The 24,653-nt window shown below is 40.7% G+C and carries 18 protein-coding genes, 1 tRNA gene, 2 rRNA genes, 1 other RNA gene and 1 other annotated feature; of the genes, 7 read left to right on the top strand and 15 right to left on the bottom strand.

Annotated features, from left to right (window positions below; all coding sequences use genetic code 11):
• Nucleotides 1-5: 5 nt before the first annotated feature.
• The 4 genes from FKZ59_RS12790 to ffs form a co-directional block, all read right to left on the bottom strand.
• Nucleotides 6-860, bottom strand: a complete 855-nt coding sequence (locus FKZ59_RS12790) for an ABC transporter permease (RefSeq protein WP_141603146.1) — start codon at nt 858-860, stop codon at nt 6-8.
• On the bottom strand, nt 857-1,792 hold the full coding sequence (locus tag FKZ59_RS12785) for an ABC transporter ATP-binding protein (protein ID WP_141603145.1): 936 nt from the start codon (nt 1,790-1,792) through the stop codon (nt 857-859). The genes FKZ59_RS12790 and FKZ59_RS12785 overlap by 4 nt, the downstream gene beginning before the upstream one ends.
• Nucleotides 1,789-4,158, bottom strand: coding sequence for a COG1361 family protein (locus FKZ59_RS12780; protein WP_141603144.1), 2,370 nt, complete (start codon nt 4,156-4,158; stop codon nt 1,789-1,791). Before FKZ59_RS12780 ends, FKZ59_RS12785 begins: the two co-directional genes overlap by 4 nt.
• A gap of 242 nt (nt 4,159-4,400) precedes the next feature.
• Nucleotides 4,401-4,666: signal recognition particle sRNA large type (gene ffs, locus FKZ59_RS12775), an RNA gene on the bottom strand.
• Between the two features lie 168 nt (nt 4,667-4,834).
• Between ffs and FKZ59_RS12770 the strand changes: the two genes are divergently transcribed.
• From FKZ59_RS12770 to gltP, 4 genes are all read left to right on the top strand, one after another.
• Nucleotides 4,835-4,928 (top strand) — tRNA-Ser (locus FKZ59_RS12770).
• A 121-nt stretch (nt 4,929-5,049) separates the two neighbouring features.
• Nucleotides 5,050-6,309 (top strand): ATP-binding protein, encoded by a 1,260-nt coding sequence (locus FKZ59_RS12765; RefSeq protein ID WP_141603143.1) that lies wholly within the window; start codon nt 5,050-5,052, stop codon nt 6,307-6,309.
• Complete coding sequence (locus tag FKZ59_RS12760; RefSeq protein ID WP_141603142.1) at nt 6,306-7,184, top strand: response regulator; 879 nt, start codon at nt 6,306-6,308, stop codon at nt 7,182-7,184. Before FKZ59_RS12765 ends, FKZ59_RS12760 begins: the two co-directional genes overlap by 4 nt.
• Before the next feature lie 89 nt (nt 7,185-7,273).
• Nucleotides 7,274-8,545, top strand: a complete 1,272-nt coding sequence (gene gltP / locus FKZ59_RS12755; RefSeq protein ID WP_141603141.1) for a glutamate/aspartate:proton symporter GltP — start codon at nt 7,274-7,276, stop codon at nt 8,543-8,545.
• Between the two features lie 141 nt (nt 8,546-8,686).
• On the opposite strand, the gene FKZ59_RS12750 is transcribed toward gltP, so the two are convergent.
• From FKZ59_RS12750 to FKZ59_RS12735, 4 genes are all read right to left on the bottom strand, one after another.
• Nucleotides 8,687-9,307 (bottom strand): RraA family protein, encoded by a 621-nt coding sequence (locus tag FKZ59_RS12750; protein WP_141603140.1) that lies wholly within the window; start codon nt 9,305-9,307, stop codon nt 8,687-8,689.
• Nucleotides 9,308-9,436: 129 nt separating this feature from the next.
• Nucleotides 9,437-10,600 carry a hypothetical protein gene (locus tag FKZ59_RS12745; RefSeq protein ID WP_141603139.1) on the bottom strand — a complete coding sequence of 388 codons (1,164 nt, stop codon included), beginning with the start codon at nt 10,598-10,600 and terminating at the stop codon, nt 9,437-9,439.
• On the bottom strand, nt 10,593-11,876 hold the full coding sequence (locus tag FKZ59_RS12740; RefSeq protein WP_141603138.1) for an argonaute/piwi family protein: 1,284 nt from the start codon (nt 11,874-11,876) through the stop codon (nt 10,593-10,595). Before FKZ59_RS12740 ends, FKZ59_RS12745 begins: the two co-directional genes overlap by 8 nt.
• 158 nt (nt 11,877-12,034) lie before the next feature.
• Complete coding sequence (locus tag FKZ59_RS12735) at nt 12,035-12,619, bottom strand: LOG family protein (protein ID WP_141603137.1); 585 nt, start codon at nt 12,617-12,619, stop codon at nt 12,035-12,037.
• Between the two features lie 135 nt (nt 12,620-12,754).
• Here FKZ59_RS12735 and tadA point away from each other — a divergent pair, with 135 nt between their 5' ends.
• Together tadA and FKZ59_RS12725 are read left to right on the top strand one after the other, a co-directional pair.
• Nucleotides 12,755-13,267 carry a tRNA adenosine(34) deaminase TadA gene (tadA, locus tag FKZ59_RS12730; RefSeq protein WP_181733294.1) on the top strand — a complete coding sequence of 171 codons (513 nt, stop codon included), beginning with the start codon at nt 12,755-12,757 and terminating at the stop codon, nt 13,265-13,267.
• 148 nt (nt 13,268-13,415) lie between these two features.
• Nucleotides 13,416-14,729, top strand: a complete 1,314-nt coding sequence (locus FKZ59_RS12725; RefSeq protein ID WP_141603135.1) for a short-chain fatty acid transporter — start codon at nt 13,416-13,418, stop codon at nt 14,727-14,729.
• A 40-nt stretch (nt 14,730-14,769) separates the two neighbouring features.
• On the opposite strand, the gene FKZ59_RS12720 is transcribed toward FKZ59_RS12725, so the two are convergent.
• The 3 genes from FKZ59_RS12720 to pdxS all read right to left on the bottom strand — a co-directional run bounded on the left by FKZ59_RS12720 (nt 14,770) and on the right by pdxS (nt 19,272).
• Nucleotides 14,770-16,521, bottom strand: coding sequence for a methyl-accepting chemotaxis protein (locus tag FKZ59_RS12720; protein ID WP_141603134.1), 1,752 nt, complete (start codon nt 16,519-16,521; stop codon nt 14,770-14,772).
• A gap of 266 nt (nt 16,522-16,787) precedes the next feature.
• Nucleotides 16,788-18,074: a serine--tRNA ligase gene (gene serS / locus FKZ59_RS12715; RefSeq protein ID WP_141603133.1), complete on the bottom strand. Its 1,287-nt coding sequence runs from the start codon at nt 18,072-18,074 to the stop codon at nt 16,788-16,790.
• 54 nt (nt 18,075-18,128) lie between these two features.
• Nucleotides 18,129-18,341: a binding site (T-box leader), on the bottom strand.
• A gap of 73 nt (nt 18,342-18,414) precedes the next feature.
• The gene (gene pdxS / locus FKZ59_RS12710) at nt 18,415-19,272 is read right to left on the bottom strand and encodes a pyridoxal 5'-phosphate synthase lyase subunit PdxS (protein ID WP_141603132.1); all 858 of its coding nucleotides are present in this window, start codon (nt 19,270-19,272) and stop codon (nt 18,415-18,417) included.
• 105 nt (nt 19,273-19,377) lie between these two features.
• Between pdxS and pdxR the strand changes: the two genes are divergently transcribed.
• On the top strand, nt 19,378-20,790 hold the full coding sequence (gene pdxR / locus FKZ59_RS12705; RefSeq protein WP_181733293.1) for a MocR-like pyridoxine biosynthesis transcription factor PdxR: 1,413 nt from the start codon (nt 19,378-19,380) through the stop codon (nt 20,788-20,790).
• 271 nt (nt 20,791-21,061) lie between these two features.
• Here pdxR and FKZ59_RS12700 read toward each other — a convergent pair whose 3' ends face one another.
• From FKZ59_RS12700 to FKZ59_RS12685, 4 genes are all read right to left on the bottom strand, one after another.
• Nucleotides 21,062-22,393, bottom strand: coding sequence for a serine hydrolase (locus tag FKZ59_RS12700; RefSeq protein ID WP_141603131.1), 1,332 nt, complete (start codon nt 22,391-22,393; stop codon nt 21,062-21,064).
• A gap of 140 nt (nt 22,394-22,533) precedes the next feature.
• Nucleotides 22,534-24,000 (bottom strand): IMP dehydrogenase, encoded by a 1,467-nt coding sequence (guaB, locus tag FKZ59_RS12695; RefSeq protein WP_141603130.1) that lies wholly within the window; start codon nt 23,998-24,000, stop codon nt 22,534-22,536.
• Between the two features lie 388 nt (nt 24,001-24,388).
• Nucleotides 24,389-24,504: ribosomal RNA gene (rrf, locus tag FKZ59_RS12690) — 5S ribosomal RNA — on the bottom strand.
• Nucleotides 24,505-24,569: 65 nt separating this feature from the next.
• A 23S ribosomal RNA gene (locus tag FKZ59_RS12685) occupies nt 24,570-24,653 on the bottom strand; the annotation flags it as partial.

The following is a 24,653-nucleotide window of genomic DNA, read 5'->3' as shown; positions in this document are numbered from 1 at the left end:
CACCCCTAACGGTTCGTTTTCATATTTGCCCGCAATTTGCGGATTGCAATGGTTAAACTTAATGCCGTAATCAGCACGTAAAAGATTAAATAAATAATCCAATTCGGAAAACTGATGCCGACGGATTCCGTCAGCGCACTCTTGATATCAGGGCTGAGCAATGTAACAATTAATACCCCCGGGTTAATGCTCGCCCAAAAATAGGTGATCGGCGAAAATGGTGCTGTATTAGGATTTTGCGCTATGAACAACTGTTCTAAAGATAAACCGATGAAATAAAAGAATAAGGTAATAAATCCTAAAAAGACCATTGTGCCGTAAGTCGCAATCATCGAAACAATCGTTCTTTTCGTAAGGGTGGAAATCATGATTCCTATGCTCCCAATGGCGATCAACGTCACCAGATAATAGAAGAACATGGTGATGAATTGCCATGGAGACACCCCTCCGAATAAAAATACAATGCTATAAAGCGGAAGTCCGGCAATGAGCATTAAAATAAGGAATGCCACCGACGACAACAGCTTTCCGACGATGATTTGCGCAGAGGTTTGGGTTGTCGTCAGCAAAATATTTAATGTTTGTTTCTCGCGCTCCGTACTGATGGACCCGGCAGTAAGCGCCGGCGCCATGAACATGACAAGGCCCATTTGCAAAACAGAAATAACGGAAAACATCATAAAACTTTCGCTCGGTTTGAAAAATCCCGTCAATGAAAATTCGGTGAATACAAGCAAAAAGCCTGATACAAAAATAATTAACACCGATAAATAAAACATTAAGCCGGAGAAGCTTTTAAAGGTGCGGAAACGCAATTTCAGTTCTTTCAACAATACAGGATTAAAGATGATCCCCTTCATTTTGTATCCGCTCCTTTCGTAATGGCCATATACACATCTTCCAAATCTTTTTCCTCTTCCATAAACGCATAAATGGAAAGTCCCGCTGTAATGGCTTTTCGCAATAATTGCATTTGTTCCTCTTTTGACCCTTTATAAATGAATGTTATTTCTCCGTGTCCTTCCATCACCTCAATGGATGATACAAACGGATCTTCTTCCAAAAACTTCACCGTTTTTTCAACCTCATTTAAAACTTTCACGGTAATATGCCGATTACCTTGCAATTGGGCCTGAATCGCTTCAACATTTCCTTGGGTGATCAACTTCCCTTTGTCGATGACGCCGATTTCATCACACATTTCCGCAAGCTCAGGCAAAATATGGGATGAAATTAAAATCGTTTTTCCCATAGCTTTCAGATGCTTGATGATTTCCCGCATCTCCACCCTTGCGCGCGGGTCCAGACCGGAAGCCGGTTCGTCCAGAATCAGCACTTTCGGATCATGGATCAGGCATCGGGCCAAACATAGCCGCTGCTTCATCCCCCGGGATAACAAATCCACATACTCATATCGTTTATCTGACAAATTAACGAGTTCCAACAGTTGCGGAATCAACACTTTCCGTTCTCTTTCCGGAATTCCGTAGCAAGCTCCGTAAAAATCCAAATATTCATCTGTTTTCAGCTGGTCATATACACCGAAAAAGTCAGGCATGTAGCCAATGATTCTCCGCACTTCCTGCGGTTCTTTCACAACACTTTTTCCGTCTATGAAGGCATCCCCTGAGGTTGGCGCAAGAAGGGTGGCAAGAATGGAAAAAGCCGTCGTTTTTCCTGCCCCATTGGCACCGACAAAGCCGAAAACAATTCCTTCCCCTACTGTCATATTCAAACCGTCAAGGGCTTTAAAATCGCCAAACTTCTTCGTAAGATTTTGGATTTCAATCATTCTTTCGCCACCCCCTTGATTTCTAACGCAGGTAAATGGATTTGCACATCCTGATCTCCGCCGACTTTTAATAACATTTTGATTTCCCGGTTTTCGGAAATATAGTGTTGAAGATTTTCTTTGATGGCCCATTCCCGATCCTGAATTTCTTCATAAGTGCTTGTCGAAAAATTCCATATGGACATTGTTAAATTGTTCTTTTCACGATTTCGGATTTTGATTTCCTTTAATTGGTATTTCTCGTTCAATAATTCTTCCGGAACAACAATTTGGAATTCATAATCACCCGGGCTCATCAAATATTCATTCGATAGTTCGTCGGTCAACTCGGCATATCCGTCATCCACTGGATATACCCACATTTCCATCATGCTATCATTGACTTTGAACTCCCCTTTAATTTCCATTTTCGGCTGGAATTCTTGAAGAATCACCGAAATCGGATTTACTTCCGCATTTCCGTCCAATTGGATGCCGACGAGGGGATCTTCCACCCAACCGATTAACACCGGATGATTTTCATCGATTAAATATACAGATTGATATTTTAGTTGTTCAATTCTTTTTGGAATCAGCTCTTCCACATTTCTCGGCTCATCCCAATAAGTGGCATATGCAACCGGTTTTAACAGAATGGAACTGTTCAGTTTTTTATTAATTTTTACCGTTTCATTGGGCTGAATGTCCCCTATTTTGATCTCTTGAGATCCGGACCAAATCGTTGCATCTTTAACCGCAAACGGGAAATTGTTTTTTACTGTTCCGTGAATTCTGGACTCAGTCACTGTCAAATCGATATCAAAATTTCCCGCATCCGGAATCGTTGTTTCCCCAATGATTGATTGTACAGACCAATAATTCAAATTTCGCAAATGGATGCTGGACCCGTCTCCGTGTTTTTTGATATAGGATTTTTCATGCAATCTCCCTGAAACGCCAAAATCATTGTCTCTTGTTGCATAGCCGGAAGTATGTTCATCCATTGTAAACACAAAATCCCCGTTCCGATTCGTTAAAATGGATTCCACATAATAACCTGACAAGTTATTTCCATTCACTTTATAAAAAGCGGATTGATTGATTTGCGACTGCAAAATGCGTTCTTTTGCCCCGATCAAAAATATCGCCAAAGTCAATACAATGGAAATAACAGGAATTAACCACCATGCATGCTCCCGCTTATCTAATTTTTTCAATAAAAGATATAAGACCGGCCCGACAAGGAACATATAGAGAATAATCGTAATCAGAACAATGAATGTGTTGACTTTAAAAGACGGAAATAATTCGTTGAAACTTCCAAGCTCATAAGATAAAGAGTCTAAATAATTCCCTCTGCTCCATTTCGAAAAAGTTGTTTGCAGCTGCAGCATTTCGTTTAATAATTTTCCATATCCGTCCATTGTAGACAGCGGTTGGTCGCCCAGCGAAAATGTTGTTTGAATGATTTTCCCTTGTCCCAAATCCATGGATGAAGCAAGTAAAGTATCCCCGTCTGCCAGGATTCTTTGGCTGCCTTCGCGTTCAGTCGCCCGGAACACTTCAATGCCTTCCGTAAATATGCCGCCTTTTGATAAGACATTCAACGCCTCTTGCGTGACGATGGTTTTCTCGCTGGTCAGATTCAAAGGAAGGTGGCTGCTAAATATCCCCATGGAACGTTCTACTTGCTCTGACGCTCCAACGAGAAGGGTTCCCCCTTTTTCAACCCATTCAAATAAAGCTTCCTGTGTTTTTTTCGGTAAATCCGCTATACTCAATTCATCCACTATAAATAAATCCGCCATGGCAAAACCTTTGTAGTCTTCCGGGAATTCATATCCGGGAAGTTGGTTCAGATGAAAAATTTCAATATTTTCATTTTGAAGATACTGCTTCAAACGCAATAAGGCCGCCAAACGGTCGCTGTTTTCTGTATACGTGAAAATGAAAATGGAATCGTCAGCTAAAAAATGACGGAAACGCGGCTTCTTATCTCCTGTAAAATCGACTACTTTCCCTTTTTCAATGCCGCCTTCATAAAAGGTAAAAAGACTTTCATTCTGGGAACTATATAAATAATCATCTGAAAAACCATCTACATAAATCGTTAATGTTTTCGTTTCACCTTCCGCGAGGTCCAACGGATAAACCAGTGCAGATCCCGCTGCAAACGTGACGGATGCATCAATCACCAAATCGCCGGAAAAGGCGCTCCCGTTATTCGTAATCGTCAATTTTAAAGGCAACGGTTCGTACAGTTTAATGGTATTGTTTACACCGACCTCGGCTTTTACGTCCAATTGCGGTGCAGCACGTGCCGTTTCAATTTGAACAAAGAAGCTGAAAAAAAACATCAAGATGAAAATCAGTATGTTTCTATACACACGTTCACATCTCCTTTTCTTTTCATTCTTTATAGATTAGTACGTTTATTCAAGCATATAGTTGCGGAAATTATAAATTAATTAGAAAATATTAAATCTTTATTAAGAGTTTGTTCGATTGTATGGAGCAAGATTCCTTTGAATAGCAATAAAAAAAGGCTGCAGAAACCCAACTTTAAGGTCTCTGCAACCTTTTCATTCCTGTATTTAAAAGCCAGATCGGCAAATCATCATAATAGAAGCCGTGCACCTTTTCTCGACTGCAGCACATAGGTGCTACTCTTGTCGCCAGCTCGGGTCAGGCTGCCCCACGGCACATGGGTGAAACCACTTAATGCTGCTTCCTTCCGGACCTGACATGGTTCGTGGCTACCCATTGCGCGGGACCCAACCGTCAACGCTACGTGCAAGAGGCAAACCCTACATGCATACAGCCTCAAAAAGGACTTCAGTCTCGCTGGAGCGGATTGCGAGTTACAGGGCACCGCTACCTCCCCACCTAGCACGGCATAAATAAGTATACCCCATGTAAACGGGAAATTGCAATGTTTTGTTCTGGCGATTCTTCAAATTGCAACAAGTACAACCTTTCTTATCCTTTATTTGAATTATTTTTCGTTGATATTAATTTATTGACATATTGAAAATACCATGATATATTTTTTGCTGTCGAAATGGAGGAATACCCAAGTCTGGCTGAAGGGATCGGTCTTGAAAACCGACAGGCGGGTCACACCCGCGCGGGGGTTCAAATCCCTCTTCCTCCACCATACATAAGAAATTCCAACCACTACTGCTTCAGTAGTGGTTTTTTATTTTATCAAATTTTTTTATTTTCTACCTGCTTTAGATTAGAATAATGAAAGAACTATTCTTTGCAGAGGGTCTATAATGGAACAAAAAAAATTCATCGATCGAAATGATGCATTATTGATCTTTATCGTTGCGATCATCACAGCGGTTGCCAGCGAAGTGAAAGTAATCCCTTTTGAAGGGGCCCCTTTCCGGTTTGGATTGGGTACCGTCATGTTTTTTTTGGCAGCATTAATCAGCCCTTTGCCTTTGATTTATGCGGGATTTGCCACCGGAATGGTCATCGCGCTTTTTCGAACAATGCTGGATGTGTTCATTTATGAAAGCGCTTTTACCAGTTCACTGATTTCCCACCTGCCGGCGGGTCTTTTTTACATCTTGTTTGCGCTCGGCTTACACATGATCAAACTCGAGAAGTTTAAATCGAAACCTTTTTTATTGGCAAGTTGGGTAACCATTATTGAATTTGCAAGCAACTCTATTGAACAATTAACCACTTCCTTTTTTATAACCAACATACCCATAACCATTAAGGAAGTTTTATTGCTTCTGCTCGTTGCCGTACTAAGAAGTTTCTTTGTTGTTGGGATTTACAGTTCCATCACGGTAAAGGAACAGAAAAGGCAAGTGCAGCAGTTGTTAAACTTCATTTCCACCCTTTATGTGGAAGCTTTATATTTAAAAAAATCGATGAATGAAATCGAGAAAATCACGGCAGAGAGCTATAGCTTGTATGATGAATTAAAAAATATCGACCTTACGTTAAGCATGAAAGCCCTTAATATTGCCCAAGAAATTCACGAGGTTAAGAAAGATGAACAAAGAATTTATGCCGGATTATCAAAGATTCTAAACATGGAACCATTGGATGCCTATTTCATTTCCGAATTGCTCCAATTTGTAAAAGAAGCAAATGAAAAATACAGTGAAATGTTAAACAAACAGATTGACTTCATGATTTCCTATAATGAAGATTTCCGAACCAATGAGCATATCCCTTTGCTTGCCCTTATCAACAATTTAGTCGCCAATGCCGTGGAGGCGATTGAAGAAAAAGGGGTCATTCATATTTCGATTAATACCGGGGAAGATGATGTAATCATTTCAGTGGAAGATACAGGCGTGGGAATTCCGGAGAATTTGATTCCTGTCATATTCGATGCAGGATTTACGACAAAATACAATCGTGAAGGGGTGCCTTCGACAGGCATCGGTTTATCTCATGTTCAAGCAATCGTTGAGAAACTCAATGGAACCATCCATGTTGAAAGCGATCAAACAACCAAATTTACCATTCATATTCCAATTCAACATTTGCAAAAAGGAGACGTGCCATGAGGTACTTTATAGTGGATGACGATCGGGCAAGCCGTGCGATGTTGGCTCAAATTATTGAAGAAAGCCAACTTGGAACCGTCATTGGCGAAGCTTCGAATGGAGAAGAAGCAATTCCTCAAGTTCTAATGTTGCAGCCGGACTTTGTGCTCATTGATTTATTAATGCCCAAACTGGATGGATTATCAACGATTGAACGACTGCGGGAAAATCATTATGACGGAAAATTCATCATGATTTCCCAAGTAATCAATAAAGAAATGGTGGCCCAGGCTTATGAAAAAGGCATTGAGTTTTTTATCCATAAGCCGATCAATAAAGTGGAAGTGGAGATGGTACTAAGAAAAACGGAGGAACAATACCGGCTAAAAACCTCCATTTCAGTTATACGCGAATCCCTCTCCAATATCGAATCACCGGCCATCCAGCATTCAAAGAAATCTCCCCGCGACCATGTATTAAGCATCTTGAATGATATGGGAATCGTTGGGGAAGTGGGAAGCGAAGATATAACAAAGATCATTGAATTATTGATGATGGACAAGCAAAGAAACACTCCCCTGCCCCCATTAAAAGAATTGTATGAACGCGTTGCTAAACTGACAAAAAACACCCCTGATGAAATCATAAAGGAAAGCAAATCAATCGAACAACGCATTCGCCGCACCATCTTGGCAGCGATGATCAACCTGGCGAACCTGGGTTTAGTAGATTATACAAACTCAGAATTTGAATATTATGCCCCGCGCTATTTTGAATTTACGGAAATCCGGAAACTGATGAGCCAAATTAAGAACAATGAAGAAAGAAAAGTGAAAATAAATATCAAAAAATTCATCCAGGTGTTGTTTGCAGATATTGTCAATAAAGTTAATTAAAAAAATTTTTATAGGATTTTGTCGGATTTTGTAAGTGGCTAATTAATATAAACTTGCTTATTTTTTTATTTAAACAAGGGGTGAGTTTTTTGAGAAAGAAATTTAAACTGAGTTTAGCTTCGCAAATTTTGATTGCGCTAGTATTGGGGATTGTTGTAGGGGCTATTTTTTATGGAAATCCAAACGTCGAAACTTATTTAAAACCGCTTGGTACCATCTTTTTAAACTTGATTAAGATGATTGTTATACCAATCATCATTTCGACGTTAATTGTCGGTGTTGCTGGAACAGGGGATTTGAAACAACTCGGCCGCCTTGGCGGGAAAACATTGATCTATTTTGAAATCATCACGACGATTGCCATCATCCTTGGTTTGCTTGTCACAAACATATTCAGACCAGGTGACGGCATCGACATGAATCAATTGGAACAAACGGATATTTCCTCCTATGTGGAAACGACGGAAAAAGTGGAACATGAAGGAGGCTTTATCGATACAATCGTCGGAATTGTGCCGACAAACATTATTGATTCCATGGCACAAGGCGATATGTTGTCCGTAATCTTCTTCTCCGTATTATTCGGTTTAGGAGTTGCAGCAATCGGTGAACGCGGGAAACCGGTCCTTGCTTTTGCGCATGGGGTTGCGGACGCCATGTTCTGGGTAACAAACCTGGTGATGAAATTTGCTCCATTCGGGGTATTCGGCTTGATGGCTGTAACCGTTTCAAAATTTGGATTGGAATCATTGATTCCGCTTGGAAAATTAGTCGTCGTTGTTTATGGTGCGATGATTTTCTTCGTCATCGTCGTATTGGGCATTACGGCCAAAATCGTCAACGTGAATATTTTCCAAGTGATTAAAGTTCTAAAGGACGAGCTGATTTTGGCTTACTCCACATCCAGCTCCGAAACGGTATTGCCTCGCATTATGCAAAAAATGGAACGCTTTGGTTGTCCAAAGGATATTACATCCTTTGTGATTCCAACAGGCTATTCATTTAACCTGGACGGTTCCACATTATATCAATCCATCGCGGCGATCTTTATTGCACAATTGTACGGCATCGATTTATCCATTGCTGAACAAGTGACATTAGTGCTTGTGTTAATGGTAACTTCAAAAGGAATTGCCGGCGTGCCTGGTGTATCCTTCGTCGTATTGTTGGCAACATTGGGATCTGTCGGAATTCCATTGGAAGGACTGGCTTTCATTGCAGGAATCGACCGTATCCTGGACATGGCCCGTACTGCGGTCAACGTAGTCGGAAACTCCCTGGCAGCGATCGTCATGTCAAAATGGGAACACCGATTTGATGAAAGCCAAATGAATGAATATGTGACTGATTTAGCAAAATAAAAATAGAAAAGAAAAGGGGGCCTTCAGGCAAGGCTCCTTTTCTATGTAAACGTTTTAAAATTTTCTATAACCAAGGATAAATTCCTGTAATTAGTTGGGCTGGATAGAAAGAGGAAAACTTTTTATCCAGCTTTTTATATATTATTTGGCCAAAGCTTTTTCAAGATATTTGCGGATTGACTCTTCTCCATTTGCGAGAGCTTCTTTTTCTCTCGCCTCATCTTTTGCCAATTTTTCTTCGGCCTTTTTCAAAATTTCTTCTTCTTCGCCTTGCGGAATTACGACGACTCCATCCACATCCCCCACAATAAAGTCTCCCGGTTGGACGCTTACGCCGCCAATGGCTATCGGAACATTCACTTTTCCGCCGCCATGTTTATTTCCGCTTGCCACTGTTGTTCCCAAAGCAAAGATCGGGAAATCCAGTTCACGCATTGCGGCGATATCACGGATGACACCATTTACTACAAATCCTTGAATTCCCAGTCCCTTTGCCAGCGAAGCGACAAAATCCCCGGCTACTGCCCGGTTCGTATTTCCTTTTGCATCAATGACGATGATATCGCCTTTTTGGGCAATGCTGATGGCTTCAAGCACGGCTTTGTTTTCTCCGTCAGGCAATCGTACCGTTACAGCCCGGCCTGCAATTTTATAATGATCGCTTAACGGCTTAATTTTTGCATCTAAATTTGTATGTCCCCCCGTTGCATCGGAAATGGCTGTCGTTGGTATCGCTAAAAATTTCTCGATTAAATTTGACATATCAACATAACCCCTTTGAATTTCCTTAATATTTTAACAATTCTATATTAAGGGATAAATATTCCGTTTTCCATAAATTTTTCAATTTCCTTCAAGAAATTCTCATAAACGAAGAAAAGGATTTATTTTTTATGAATCGCTTGCCCTCATCAGCGAATTTCTCGCCAAAGCAAGGATTGCCTTCTGAATCAGTTCGAACAAATCATGCTTCGGATAAAGTCCATACCGTGCAAGAAGTCCGTTCATCTTGTCAATCGGGTTTCCCGAAGCAATTTTCTCAAACAATTCCTTGCTAAAATGCCTGAATCCATGTCCGCTGATGCCCTCATGGCGCAAATCGATTAATCCGATGAGCCATTCTTGTGTGAAATCCTTTACCAATTCTTCATAATATTTATTCTTCGGATCTTCCTTTGATTTTTCCAATATAATTTTTAAATAACTGTAAAAGTGCCGGGATACCGGTTTTTCAAACTGCACACTTCTTTTTGCATTATGGCGCACCCAATAATAATTGTTATTATCCGCATCCCATCCCATGGCATATAATAACGATTCTTCGGCTAACCGGTAATAAAGCACAATAAAATCTATCAGTTCTTCCGTTTTATATACTTGCTTGCAATAATTCTGCAAAAAGTAGATAAACGGCCGCTGTTTGCTATATACCAGCCCCTTCATCATATGGACGAATTCCAATTCTTCTTTGTCATGATCAATCTTTTTGAGCACCTTTTGCAATAAATTGAAATAGAAGAGTTCATTATGGGAATCGATGAATTTCGCATCTCCATTGAGCAGATGCTCCCCGAACCGGATCAAATGGAAAAGGTCCTGGTTGTCCGTATGGTTTTTTAATATTAATTCAGCAATTTTATATTTATTTAAATAAATTAAGTGGTGCACCAATTGATATAATTCTTCGCTCTCGCTCTTCCAATGAATATCGGAGTTTCTCCATAGCTCGTGCTTCATTCTTATTTCTGTTTTTAACGGGAAATGGGTCATGCAAAAATGAATTGCCGCTTGCGTCAAAACATGTCCATTTTTCTCAACGATGATCCGGATTTTTTTTGCCTTCATGGCAAGATTTTCTAGAAACTCCTCCAAATCATCAACCAGTTGTTGAAGGGTTTCCCCCTTCAGCCGAACATTTTCAACATTTGCGATCGGTTCCGTCTCCATTGAACTGTGCAGGGCGATTAATCCTTCCTCAAAAAATCCATCTTTCCACAATTGCTCAATACTTATTGAATCCTTCTCCTGGGGAAGAATCCACACCGTTTTAATCAACTTTTACATCCCCTTCCCTTGCCGCGCTGATCATCAATTCAATCAAATATTTATTCATCTCTTCCAAATTATCATCCAATGCCCCTCCCAAATCCCGGAGCATGATGCGCGTATCCCCTAAAAACCGTTCGGCAGCCTGGGGGATTTTAATATTTCTTGAACCGTAATATTCATAAAGAATGGCATTTTTCGAAATCGGTTTACGGTTATGGCCGATAAAGCTCTTATTTCGAACGTTCAGCGCGTTGGCCACATTGGAACTTTTAATGTAAAAATACACACCAAAAAAACGGTTGATTTTTCCTTCCTCATAAAGTTCCTCTATTTGGTCGATAAATTGGTATATTGACGAAACCCTTGGAAGCTGAATCTCTTCATCGGAACCATATTTGACAATATATTTTAATACGGCCTCCCTCGCCCGGTAAAACCGGGTCAAAAAAGAGGGATAGTTTTCTTTTAAAAGCAATGCTTTAATATGGCGATAAAGCTCCAGAATCTGCTCCAATTCTTTCTTCTGTTCCCCCATCTCCCCATTTAAATGTTGAAGGATGATTTCCGTTCCCAATATTCGCAAGTTGGATGCGGGATGAATTTTTTTTGCTTCCCGGAACTTTTCATAGGCCTCTTCAAAGTTGAAATTTTCCCTTAAATGCTGGACCTCTAACAGAAGCTTTATAAATTGCGTTTTTTTATTTTTTTCAAGTCCTTCGACTAATTTCAAAGCGCCCGCGTAATTGTAATCATGGATTAAATGTTGATATAATTGAAGCCATGATTTTTTATAGGGGGAATCGTAAAATTGCTGCCGTAAAACCTCTCCCGTTGCTTGATCTTGCAACATCAAGCAAAAACGGTCCGCAAAGGTTTTGATTCCTCCTATGAGTACCGCCTGTTGCAGCAGGGATTGCCCCCCGCATGATACCAGCACCATTTCATCAAAAGGCTCCTCGTTGCAAATTCTGTGAATCACCTGATTCACTTCTATGAGGATATCATCGAACCAATTCCCCTTTTTCCTGACAACGGGAATCAATTCCACTTCCTTGTGGATTTTCATCTGCAGCTTATTTTCCCATTGTGTTTCAAGCTCCAATAATCTCCTCACAGAAAAAGGCTGGTGCAAATAAACCCAAACATAGACTTTTTTTACTTCCTCATGATGTTGCAGGACGAAATTGTGAAGTTGTTGCATCGATTGTTTAATATCCTTGCGATTCAAATCATCTATTTGTTTAACTTCATTTGGCAGCACCCACTGCAATAACCAGCTCATCGCTATTCCCTCACTCCCTGCACTTTCCGTAATTAAAATATCTCATAATAAGATCGGATTTTTCAAAACAAAACGGTTTTGTTTTGAAAAAACGGGTCACTAAAAAATGAAACAAAAAATTGCCTGGAAAATAAACCTTCCAGGCAGTCCAACGTGTTTCACTTTTTCTCCAGAGATTCCTTTACCTTGTCCAAATAGGAAAGCAATTCCTCCAACGTTTCAACGACCTTAAAAAGATGATGTTGATGCTCTCTTAAAAATCCCTCTTCCTTCATCTTTTCAAAATGCTGAACAAGCAAATCGTAAAATCCATTGACGTTGTATAAAATGACCGGTTTTTTATGCAAACCGATCTGAGCCCAAGTAAACGCTTCGAAATATTCATCCATCGTGCCACAACCGCCCGGAAGCGCCACAAATGCATTGGAGAGGTCCGACATTTTCTTTTTCCGGGCATGCATGGAATCAACAATATATAATTCAGTCAGGCCTGTATGCAATTTCTCTTTGTCCATTAAATGTCTGGGCATCACTCCGATTACTTCTCCGCCTTCTGAAAGGGCGGCATCCGCCACTTTGCCCATCAATCCTTGAGTGGACCCTCCATAAACAACTCCATATTGTTTCCGTGCCAATGCTTTTCCCAACTCAATCGCCGCTTCGGCATACACCGGTGATTTTCCCGGTGCCGAACCGCAATAAACCGCTACGCGCAAATAAGTCACCTTCTCTTTTTCTTTCATTATATCGAAAAATGACTCGTCCAATGTTATAGTATCAAAAAATCTATTGAAATTTCTAATTTTGAAAAAGGCCTCCAATACAAGATGATTTCATCTCGGGGATCATGTTACACTTACACCGAAGGAGAGAGGAATGTGGAATTATACGAGAAAGACCAATATTTTATGAATGAAGCCATCCAAGAGGCGAAAAAAGCGGAAATCCTCGGAGAAGTTCCGATTGGAGCGGTGATTGTTTATCAAAATCAAATCATCGCCCGCGCCCATAATCTGAGGGAGACTACCCAGAATGCGGTTACCCACGCGGAGCTGCTGGCCATTCAGGAAGCCTGCAAAGCATTGGGGAGTTGGAGACTGGAAGATACAACATTATATGTTACCCTTGAACCATGTCCGATGTGTGCAGGAGCGATTTTGCAATCAAGAATCCCCCGTGTCGTGTATGGTGCCCGGGACCCGAAAGCGGGCTGCGTCCATTCCTTGTATCAATTGTTGAATGATTCCCGGTTCAATCATGAATGTGATGTGACAGAAGGAGTGTTGGCCGAAGAATGCAGCTTCTTATTGACGAATTTTTTCAAAAACCTTCGGAAGCGCAAAAAAGAAGAAAAACGAAAAAAGTTGAATATTGAGGATTCCGGTGATTGATTGTTTGAATCAATCACTTTTTTATTATGAAAACTGTATTTCTATCAAAAAAATTCTATTTTAGAAAACATTCTATCATAATTTCTCCTGATTTTTCGTATCTATGAAGTAATGATGTTATTTGGAGAATCAGGAGGACTAAATCTATATGAAATTTTTAACCAAGATAGCAAATAGTATTATGGAAAAATATTTACCAGATCCTTATATTTTCGTTGCCATATTAACAATAGTTGTTGTACTGCTTGGCATAGGCCTGACGCCATCCTCCCCTCTTGATATGGTGATTTATTGGGGAAATGGATTCTGGGGATTGTTGCAATTTACCATGCAAATGGTGATTGTATTGACCGCCGGACATGTTTTGGCAAACAGCCCGTTATTTAAAAAATTCCTGACTGCCGTTGCAAGCAAAATTAAAACTCCCGGACTGGCCATCATGATTGTGACGTTTGTCTCTTTAGTGGCCTGCTGGATTAATTGGGGCTTTGGATTGGTCATCGGCGCCATTTTCGCCAAAGAAATCGCCCGCCATGTGAAAAAGGTGGATTACCGTTTATTGATTGCCAGCGCCTATTCGGGATTTATCATTTGGCACGGCGGATTGGCCGGATCCATTCCGCTTTCTGTCGCAACCGCCGGACACCCTTTTGAAGAAATCATGGGCGTGATTCCTACGTCCGATACGATTTTTACCCCATATAACTTATTTATTGTGGTTACTATTCTCATTACGCTGCCATTCTTTAACCGCTGGATGATGCCGAAAGAGGAGGATGCAGTGGAAGTGGACCCGGCTTTGCTTCAGGAGGAGGAGCAAAAATTTCCGCCGCCTGAAAACACATTCGCTTCCCGCTCTGAAAGAAGCTATATTTTGACTGTTTTTATAGGCATCATTGGTGTCGCTTATCTTGTTTACCATTTTGCAACAAAAGGATTTTCCCTCGATTTAAACATAGTAAATACCATCTTTTTAATTCTCGGAATTATTTTACATGGGACGCCTCAACGCTTTCTGGCAGCTGCCCAAAACGCCATTAAAACAGCAAGCGGCATTGTATTTCAATTCCCCTTCTATGCGGGAATCATGGGGATGATGACAGATTCCGGCCTTGCAGAAGTCTTCTCCAAATGGTTTATCGCCATTTCCAACGAAACGACGTTCTATTTGTTCACGTTTTTTTCTGCCGGTTTAGTCAACTTCTTTGTTCCTTCCGGAGGAGGCCAATGGGCGGTTCAGGGACCCATTATGTTAGAAGCGGCCAGAGTCATGGGCGCCGATTACGCAAAAACGGCAATGGCCATTGCCTGGGGCGATGCCTGGACGAACATGATCCAGCCTTTCTGGGCTCTGCCGGCTCTCGCCATTGCAGGCTTGAAAGCAAAAGACATCATGGGATTTTGTGTATTTGTTCTTGTTTTTACCGGAATCATTATCAGCATCGGCTTTTTATTCTTGTAAATTAAGAAAGCAGCCCAAGGAGAATAGGCTGCTTTTTCCATCACAATTTAAATTGCTGGACCATTCGATTCAGTTCCTCGGCAAGGGCCGCCAATTGTTCGGAACTTAAAGAAATTTCCTCCATCGAACTGTTTGTCTGTTCTGTCGCCGCTGTCGTTTCCTGAATTCCGGCAGCCGCTTCCTCGGAGATGGCGGCAATTTCCTGAATGGAGCCGCTCATCTCCTGGCTGTTCGAAGCGATGGTCGATAAATTGTCAGCTACAACCACGATGCTGTCCACGATTTCTTTCAAGGAATCCTGGATTGTCATAAATGTTTCATGGGTTGTTTGGATTTGGACAGAGCCTTGTTCCACTTCTTTATAACCATGTGTCAAAACTTCCGTCACCTTGCTGAACTCTTTCTGAATATTGCCTACGATATTTGTAATATCCGTTACCGATAATGCCACTTGTTCAGCAAGTTTCCGCACCTCATCCGCCACAACCGCAAATCCTTTTCCGTGTTCTCCTGCTCTGGCCGCTTCAATGGCGGCATTTAACGACAGCAAATTCGTCTGATCGGCAATTTCTTTAATGACAATCACCAATTTCGATATTTCTTTTACTTGGGTATGCAATTCATTTACCTTGTCAACGGAGTCGCGCACAATATGATCTATTGTTTGCATTTGTTTCGCAGAAGTTTCCATTAATTGGCTTCCTTCATTTGTAAGGGTCAAAATTTCTTTTGCCCTTTGATGGACACGTTCTCCATGCTCATTTGCTTCCTGGGATGTGGATGCAAAGTTTGTTGCAATCGATGATAAATTGCTTGCGTTATCCGCCTGTTTATCTGCTCCCTGAGCAAGTTCTTCCATTGTCGTAACAATTTGGTTTGTTCCCTGCTTCACTTCATTGGCCGACTGGGATAATTCTTCGCTGCTGCTTGATATAATCTCTGCGTTTTTTGCTATTTGTTGAATCATGTCTTTCAATTTTTCCTGCATTTCGTTCATCGCCGCCGCCAATTGGCCGGTTTCATCCTTCGATTTCATTTTCAGGGGTTCGTGGCTCAAATCCGCATTGGCCAATAATTTCATTCGCTCAGTTACCATTCTCATCGGATTTGCAAGATTGTTTGAAAACCTCCAAATGATAATCGCCCCAATGACAACGGCAATAAGCAAATTAATCATGCTTTTATGTAAAATTTGATCTGCCGGCTTATTAAAATCCATCATATATGTACTTGCAGAAACAGTCCAACCCCATTGCCCATCCGTTTTTGAATAAGCAACTTTTTCCTCGATTTTACTTTCGTTTCCGATTAAAGGATAATCGTAAAATACGAATCCTCCGCCTGATTGGCCAACTTTGATGATTTCTTGTATGAATTTAAGTCCATTGGGATCCTGTTCATCCCAAATGTTCTCCCCTTCCCTTGAAGGATGGGCAATGAGGGTACCCTTTTCGTCAACAATAAATATGTATCCATGTTCACCTAAATCCAAATTTTCGTTCAGCGGCCTTTCTCCATTCTCATTTTTGCTTCCTAAAATCGCTTCCTTTACTTTTTCCTGTGCCTCTTCTAAAGGAATTTCTCCTTTTTCTGCACTTTCCGATAATTGTCCGATCATTTCCAATGTCATTTCCACACTGTTTTTTAAGTTGGTTTTCCCAAGCTCATTCAAACTTTCTTTTGATTCCATAAAATTGATATAGCCTGTGATTAAAAGCGGAATAATCAATAAAGCAGAAGAAATGAAAATCAACTTTTTCTTAATGGTTGATTTTTTCAACGTTCCAAACATATAAATCCTCCTTTGTAAAAAAGTGTTATCACTTCGAAAATAATTAGGCATTTCCTCCTTTCAATAATATAAAACTAAAAATAATAAAAATTGGATATGAAATTTATAATTTATTACTATACGATGAAAAATTATATTATTCAGAATTCTTTTAATCAATACTTATTTCCTTGAAACTTTAGAAATGATAAGAAACTACCAGCCGATCGGAAAACAAAAGGGCATATCCAAATTAGTATAAGACTTTTTGGATATGCCCTTTAAAATCATTTTGCCGGTGGAGCAATGACTTCTTTTCCGCCCATATATGGCCTCAACACTTCCGGAATGATGACACTTCCATCTTCTTGCTGGTAATTTTCCAAAATCGCGGCTACCGTGCGGCCGATGGCAAGTCCGGAACCATTCAATGTATGAACATATTCCGGTTTTGCCCCTTTTTCACGCCGGAACCGGATATTGGCCCGTCTTGCCTGGAAATCTTCAAAGTTTGAACATGATGAAATTTCGCGATATTTATTTTGCGCCGGCATCCAAACTTCCAGATCGTATTTTTTTGCCGCAGTGAAGCCTAAATCCGCAGTACACATTTTAACCCTTTGATAAGGCAATTTTAATAATTGAAGCACTTTTTCTGCATGGCTCGTCAACAGCTCCAATTGCTCATAAGATTCTTCAGGTTTTACAAAACGGACAAGCTCCACTTTATTAAATTGATGTTGGCGAATCAATCCTCTTGTATCCCGGCCGGCTGAACCCGCTTCTGAACGGAAGCATGCACTGTAGGCAACAAAAGCTTTCGGCAGCATATCAATGCTTAAAATTTCATCTCTGAAGAAATTTGTTACCGGAACCTCAGCGGTTGGAATCATGAAATAGTCCAAACCTTCCAATTTGAATACATCTTCTTCGAATTTTGGCAATTGCCCCGTTCCCAACAAACTGTCGCGATTGACAATATAAGGCGGCAGCATTTCTTCATATCCATGCTCTTCGATATGCAAGTCCAGCATAAAATTGGCAAGTGCCCGTTCAAGTCTTGCACCCAAGCCGCGATAGAATACAAAACGGCTTCCGGTTACTTTAGCAGCCCGTTCGAAATCGATAATGCCCAATTCTGTTGCGATATCCCAGTGCGGTTTTACTTCAAACTGAAACTCGGGCAGATCTCCCCAAGTATATTCAACCACATTATCTTCTTCGCTCTCGCCGATCGGTACAGATTCATGAGGAATATTCGGCAAACGCAACATCATATCTTTGAATTTTTGCTCAATTTCTTCCAGTTCTGCATCCAATTTCTTAATCTCTTCTCCAACTTCGCGCATGCGTGCGATGAACTCATCGGCATTTTCTTTATTGCGCTTCATGACAGCGATCTGCTCGGATACTTTATTGCGCTCCGCTTTTAATTCTTCCGTTTTTGCGATGAGTTCACGGCGTTTTGAATCCAGTGTTTCGAACTCATCAAAATTTCCTAAATCTTCGTTTCGAGTTAAAAGTATTTTCTTCACTTCTTCAAAGTTTTCACGAACCCGACGAATATCTAGCATATCGACTCCTCCAAACTATTGATAAAATTTTCCATATAAAAAGCTCTCAATCCCTACAGGGACGAGAGCTACCCGCGTTGCCACCCTAATTGACCAGGCAAATGCCCAATCCTCTTGTCCGATAACGGCTTTCCACCGACCCAATCCTACTCTGATTTCAGCTGGGCAACTCAAGGACGGATTCACAAGGGTTTTTATCAGCTTCCACCAGCCGCTGACTCTCTGGGAAAAAACTGCCTTGCTACTACTTCCTCTCATCGAATTATCTGTATCATTTTAACATTAGGGTACTATATCATATTTAATTTTGCAAGAAATTACATGAATCCTTCATCAATTGTTATCTTAATTGTAACAGTTCCTCTTCCGGCAATGTCGCAATATCAATCCCTTTCATTGGTGCGCCCAAATCTTTTGAGAGTTCTGCAATCAGTTTATAATCTTTATAATTTCTTGTTGCTTCCACGATGGCCCGCGCAAATTTTTCCGGATTTTGTGATTTGAAGATGCCGGAACCGACGAACACGCCATCCGCCCCTAATTCCATCATTAAAGCTGCATCTGCTGGTGTTGCCACTCCCCCTGCTGCATAATTTAATACAGGCAATCTTCCAAGTTCCTTCACCTTCAGCAACAATTCATAAGGGGCGCCTATTTTTTTTGCCTCCACCATTAATTCATCTTTGCTCATATTGGCAACCTGCCGAATCTGTGCATTGACTTTTCGGATATGTCTTACTGCTTCCACAATGTTTCCTGTACCTGCTTCGCCTTTTGTCCGCAACATGGCAGCCCCTTCACCAATTCTTCGGAGCGCCTCCCCCAAATCGCGGCATCCGCAGACAAAAGGTACTTTAAACTCGCTCTTTAAAATATGAAATTCGTCATCTGCGGGTGTCAATACTTCACTTTCATCAATCATATCGATTCCAACCGCTTCCAAAATGCGTGCTTCCACTATATGCCCGATTCTCGCTTTTGCCATCACAGGTATGGATACGGCACTTTTTACTTCCTCGATGATTCGCGGATCGGCCATTCGGGCAACCCCGCCTTCCTTACGGATATCTGCCGGTACTTTTTCTAAGGCCATCACCGCAACTGCACCTGCAGCCTCGGCTATTTTTGCCTGCTCTGCATTTACAACGTCCATAATGACGCCGCCAAAACCTATGTTAAGATTATCCAAAACTACCATTTTATGACCTCCTTTTTTTTTATAGCTTTTAGTATAATAGATTTTGACTATAATAAAAGTTCCAATTTTCAAAAAAACTATATGGTCAGTTTGGAGGCCGGTTTTATGGACATGCTGATATTCCAATTGGAGAAAAGCAACGAAAAACCATTATATGAACAGCTATACAATGGGATCAAAAACGCGATTATCCAAAAAAAGATCGAAGTGGGAGCAAAACTGCCGTCAAAACGGAAACTGGCAGAGTTTTTAAATATAAGCCAGACAACCATTGAAATTGCCTATTCCCAGCTTCTTGCGGAGGGATATATCACATCCGTGCCGAGGGTGGGGTATTTTGTGGAAGAAATTGACGAGCTCCCTTATGTTGAAAAAACAAAAATTGATATCACGATTCCAAAACAAGAAACTAAGCATTATCGATATGATTTCCATCCGGGGAAAGTCGATGAAGATTCCTTCCCTTTTGCTATTTGGAGAAAATATGTGAAGGATTTGTTCGATCCCAGTTCAAAACAATTGCTTCAAATCGGGGAACCTCAAGGAGAGATTGAACTTAGAAAGGAAATTGCAAATTACTTGTTTCAATCGAGGGGAATTCATTGCGAACCCGATCAAATCATCATCGGTTCCGGAACGGAACATCTTTTGCCAATGATTTTGCGCCTTTTTCAGGACGATTCCATCCTTGCCCTTGAAAACCCTGGCTACTCGGCAATCCCCAGAATTCATTTGAAAAATAAAGCGATCCCTATTTCTGTCGATGAAGAGGGACTGGTTGTAGATGAACTTGAAAAGACGAATGCCAACATTGTTTATGTTACGCCTTCCCATCAATTCCCGACAGGAGCGGTCCTGTCGGCAACCCGAAGAACCCAGCTGTTGAAATGGGCCAGCAAAGCTTCCAACCGATACATTATTGAAGATGATTATGACAGCGAATTCCGCTATATCGGCAAACCCATTCCGGCATTGCATGGCCTGGATCAAAATCAAAAAGTCATTTATATGAGCACTTTTACAAAATCTTTGATGCCATCCCTCAGGGTGGCCTATATGGTGCTGCCCCCTGATCTATTAATGAAATATAAGAAACTGTTCAGCTACTATTCAGCGACAGTTCCCCGATTCGTGCAGCATCTTTTGGCAAACTTTATGAGAGACGGCCATTTCTCAAAACATTTGAACCGAATGCGGAAAATTTATCGAAAAAAACATGATAAATTGAAGCATACATTAGCCACATATTATCCGGATGTAAAAATAACAGGCGACCAGGCGGGAATGCACGTGCTCATTTCGGTCCCGATCAACAAAAGTGTGGAAGAGCTGAAAGAAATTGCAGAAGATCATGGAATTTCCATTACCCCGGTCACAAACTATTTATTAAAACCTATTGATTACAAACAACCTACCTTTCTCCTCGGTTTTGGCGGCATTCCTTTAAATGACATGGAAGATGCGATCAACGAACTGATGCAATGTTGGGGAATTCCAAAAGTAAATACCGACTATTAATCTTAAAAGTCCGCTATCATGATGACATGGCGGGCTTTTATCTGTATTTCCCGCATTTATTTCCCAAGCAATATTGATGATTGGCATATGACAATAGATGTAACTTTTTGCTAACCTTAACCGTAACTTGATTAAAACTCTTTGAAAAATGAGCTTCATCTCATAAAAAAAGCTAAGAATCCCTGTTTTAGGATCCTTAGCTTCATTCCCAAACAAACGTCCAAGTTTTATAGATAATGGGCAATCTTGAATCCGAAAGAATCGAAAGTGATCAGAATAATCCTCCGATAAAATCAGTGATACCTTTCCACATATTGCCGAAGAAGCCGCCAATGCCTTGGAAGAATAGCGAAATAGCCCCGGCTCTTTCCACTTCTTCTGCTGTTACCACATCAACAGCCATTTCTTTTCCATCTATAAATCCGTAATCAGAACCTTCCGTTCTTTCAATGAGCACTTTTCCGACAACCGTGCCTTTTTTAACTTTTGCTTCAAGAGAGTCTTTATCGATTACTAATTTCGGCTTGTACAAATCCCTTTCCGAATTTTTCACCAACATGGAGAAAGGCTCTTTGACCTTGATTTTAACTTCATCTTCTTTTCCTTTGATGACTTTAATCGTGTTTTTCCCTTTTCCAGGATAGTTTTCCGGTACAATTTCCTGTTTTGTAAACTGGCTGAATCCGTAGTTGAATAATTTTGCGGTTGCATCAAACCGGGCTTTGTAGGAACCAACTCCATTTGAGTCGACAGCGTTCATGACTACCGCAATTAAACGTGTACCATTTCTCTTGGCCGTACCTGTGAAACAATAACCTGCCAAATCGGTTGTACCTGTTTTTATTCCGTCAACGCCTTCATATTCATATACCAATCCTGGCAGCATGAAGTTCCAGTTTTCCATATTCACCGCATCGTCAGTGCCTTCGCGGAATGTTTTTTTCGGAATGCTCGCAGTCTCTAAAACTTCCGGATAATCCTTCAGTAAATGATAGGCAAGTTTTGCTACAGAACGAGCAGGCATGACGTTTTCATCTTCCGGACCTGTTCCGGCAGGGTGCATTCCCATCAAATCTTTATTATTTAAACCTGTGGCATTGACAAATTTATACCCCTCAAGTCCTAATTCTTTCGCCTTTTTATTCATTAATTTCACAAATTCCGTTTCCGTACCTGCAACCATCTCGGCAATGGCGACCGTCGCAGCATTGGCAGAGTAAATGACCATTGCTTCATACAATTCCCTTAAAGTATAAGTTCCATCCGCCCTCAATGGAACGTTACTCAATGCTCGATTTTGGGATAATTTATATGTATATTCATTGACGCGATATTCCTGATCCCATGAAACTTTACCATCTTTGATCGCATCCAATAAAATATACTCTGTCATCATTTTTGACATACTCGCGATGCCAAGCGGAGCATCGGCATTTTGCTCATACAAAATCTTTCCTGAATCCGCATCAATCAGAATAGCCGCTCCGACTGTTAACCCTAAATCTGTTTCTGCATTTGCTTGTGTTGCCGGGACAAACAGACCAAATAGCAGAATAGGAATTAACAACAAGCTGATCATAGATGACTTTCTTATTTTCTTCACTCAAAGTACCTCCACTCATTATTATCATCATCTTTGCTCATTTTACCATAGATGAAGTTCATTGTGTGTGACAGAGCGAAAAAAACCACTTTTCCAACATTTGCTTGAATGCTGGAAAAGTGGTTTTCCATCTTTTTATTTTATTGAATAGAGTAGTTTGGAGCTTCTTTTGTAATTTGGACGTTATGCGGATGAGATTCCCGGAGTCCGGCACTTGTCATGCGGACAAATTTTGCATTCTCGCGCAAATGCTCCAAATTAGGGGCGCCGCAATAGCCCATACCGGAACGGATTCCGCCGACCAATTGATGGATTGTATCAGCAAGAGGCCCTTTGTATGGAACGCGTCCTTCAATACCTTCAGGAACCAATTTTTTGGCATCTTCCTGGAAGTAACGATCTTTTGAGCCTTGTTCCATTGCGGAAAGGGAACCCATACCACGATATACTTTAAACCGGCGTCCTTGGAAAATTTCTGTTTCACCAGGAGATTCAGTAGTACCTGCCAGAAGTGATCCAAGCATTACGGCATGTCCGCCGGCCGCAAGAGCTTTGACGATATCTCCGGAATATTTGATACCGCCATCCGCAATAATTGTTTTGCCATATTCACGTGCAACTGTAGCGCAGTCATAAATTGCCGTAATTTGTGGTACCCCGACTCCGGCAACCACACGAGTCGTACAAATCGAACCAGGACCAATACCGACTTTTACGACATCTGCCCCAGCTTCATACAATGCACGAGTAGCTTCTGCAGTGGCTACGTTACCAGCTATGATTTCCAAATCAGGATATTCTTTGCGGAGATTTTTTACTGTATCAATAACGCCTTTGGAATGACCATGAGCTGTATCGATAACGATAATATCCACTTGAGCTTCCACCAATTTTTTAACACGGGCATACGTATCGCTTGATACACCGACTGCCGCCCCTACTACAAGCCGTCCAATACTGTCTTTCGCCGCATTTGGGAATTCGATCACTTTTTCAATATCTTTGATTGTAATTAAACCTTTTAATTTTCCTTCTTCATCTACAAGCGGAAGCTTTTCGATTTTATATTTTTGCAATATTTTTTCCGCTTCTTCCAACGTCGTTCCTACAGGAGCCGTAATCAAATCTTCTTTTGTCATAACCTCTTCAATTTTTAATGAATAATCCGAAATAAAACGTAAATCCCGGTTTGTAATAATCCCTACCAATTTTTGTTCTTCTTCATTGTTTACAATTGGAACACCCGAAATGCGATATTTGCTCATTAAATGTTCAGCATCAAATACTTGGTGGTTCGGTGTTAAAAAGAAAGGATTTGTGATGACGCCATTCTCGGAACGTTTTACTTTTTCAACTTCTTCTGCCTGTTCTTCAATGGACATGTTTTTATGGATAATACCAAGTCCTCCCTGGCGCGCCATTGCGATTGCCATTTTGGACTCCGTAACTGTATCCATTCCCGCACTAATAATTGGAATATTTAATTTTATTTTCGGAGTAAGCTGTACTGATAAATCAACTTCTTTGGGCAATACTGTTGAATATGCTGGTATCAATAACACATCGTCGAATGTCAAGCCTTCTTTGGCAAACTTCTCATCCCACATTTCGATTATTCCTCCTAGTATAAACGAATATTATTAGTTAGATTATCAACATGTTTTTCTAGTGTCAAGAATCTAATAAATAGAAAAAGTATTCGGATTATTGGAAATTGTCAACCTGTTTTAAAAAAGGCACTAAACTAGCTTTATTTTGTTCTTTTTTAAATTAATTATGAAAAATGTTCTTTTCGATCAATTTCAACTTGCGACTAAAGCATATGTTATTGCTATTATAAATCAGAAAGTCACATTTAATTTTTGAAAGTTATTTATAGTTTATATTACATTAATTCTACATTTTTAATTTTTACATTTGGATGAATGTATTAGCTCTTTTTTTAGATAAAATAAAAAAGCCACTACCGACCTTCCGTCAGTAATGACTTTTTGAGTCCAGCAACGTCCTACTCTCGCAGGGGGAAGCCCCCAACTACCATCGGCGCTGAAGAGCTTAACTTCCGTGTTCGGTATGGGAACGGGTGTGACCTCTTCGCCATCGTCACTGGACTCACATTGTATGTATGAGAGAGGTTGTTCCCTCAAAACTGGATAACGGCATCGAAAGTGTTTTCTTGGTTAAGTCCTCGATCGATTAGTATCCGTCAGCTCCACACGTCACCGTGCTTCCACCCCGGACCTATCTACCTCATCGTCTT

It is taken from the genome of Ureibacillus terrenus, from assembly GCF_006569205.1.
In the GTDB taxonomy this organism is placed as follows: Bacteria; Bacillota; Bacilli; order Bacillales_A; family Planococcaceae; genus Ureibacillus; species Ureibacillus terrenus.
This window is presented reverse-complemented; position numbering and strand designations above follow the sequence as displayed.

Bases quoted from the DNA above. Each gene is read 5' to 3' on its own strand.
- FKZ59_RS12790 (WP_141603146.1), bottom strand. From the start codon at position 860: ATGAAGGGGATCATCTTTAATCCTGTATTGTTGAAAGAACTGAAATTG.
- FKZ59_RS12785 (WP_141603145.1), bottom strand. From the start codon at position 1,792: ATGATTGAAATCCAAAATCTTACGAAGAAGTTTGGCGATTTTAAAGCC.
- FKZ59_RS12765 (WP_141603143.1), top strand. From the start codon at position 5,050: ATGGAACAAAAAAAATTCATCGATCGAAATGATGCATTATTGATCTTT.
- FKZ59_RS12760 (WP_141603142.1), top strand. From the start codon at position 6,306: ATGAGGTACTTTATAGTGGATGACGATCGGGCAAGCCGTGCGATGTTG.
- FKZ59_RS12750 (WP_141603140.1), bottom strand. From the start codon at position 9,307: ATGTCAAATTTAATCGAGAAATTTTTAGCGATACCAACGACAGCCATT.
- FKZ59_RS12740 (WP_141603138.1), bottom strand. From the start codon at position 11,876: ATGAGCTGGTTATTGCAGTGGGTGCTGCCAAATGAAGTTAAACAAATA.
- FKZ59_RS12735 (WP_141603137.1), bottom strand. From the start codon at position 12,619: ATGAAAGAAAAAGAGAAGGTGACTTATTTGCGCGTAGCGGTTTATTGC.
- FKZ59_RS12725 (WP_141603135.1), top strand. From the start codon at position 13,416: ATGAAATTTTTAACCAAGATAGCAAATAGTATTATGGAAAAATATTTA.
- FKZ59_RS12720 (WP_141603134.1), bottom strand. From the start codon at position 16,521: ATGTTTGGAACGTTGAAAAAATCAACCATTAAGAAAAAGTTGATTTTC.
- serS (WP_141603133.1), bottom strand. From the start codon at position 18,074: ATGCTAGATATTCGTCGGGTTCGTGAAAACTTTGAAGAAGTGAAGAAA.
- pdxS (WP_141603132.1), bottom strand. From the start codon at position 19,272: ATGGTAGTTTTGGATAATCTTAACATAGGTTTTGGCGGCGTCATTATG.
- pdxR (WP_181733293.1), top strand. From the start codon at position 19,378: ATGGACATGCTGATATTCCAATTGGAGAAAAGCAACGAAAAACCATTA.
- guaB (WP_141603130.1), bottom strand. From the start codon at position 24,000: ATGTGGGATGAGAAGTTTGCCAAAGAAGGCTTGACATTCGACGATGTG.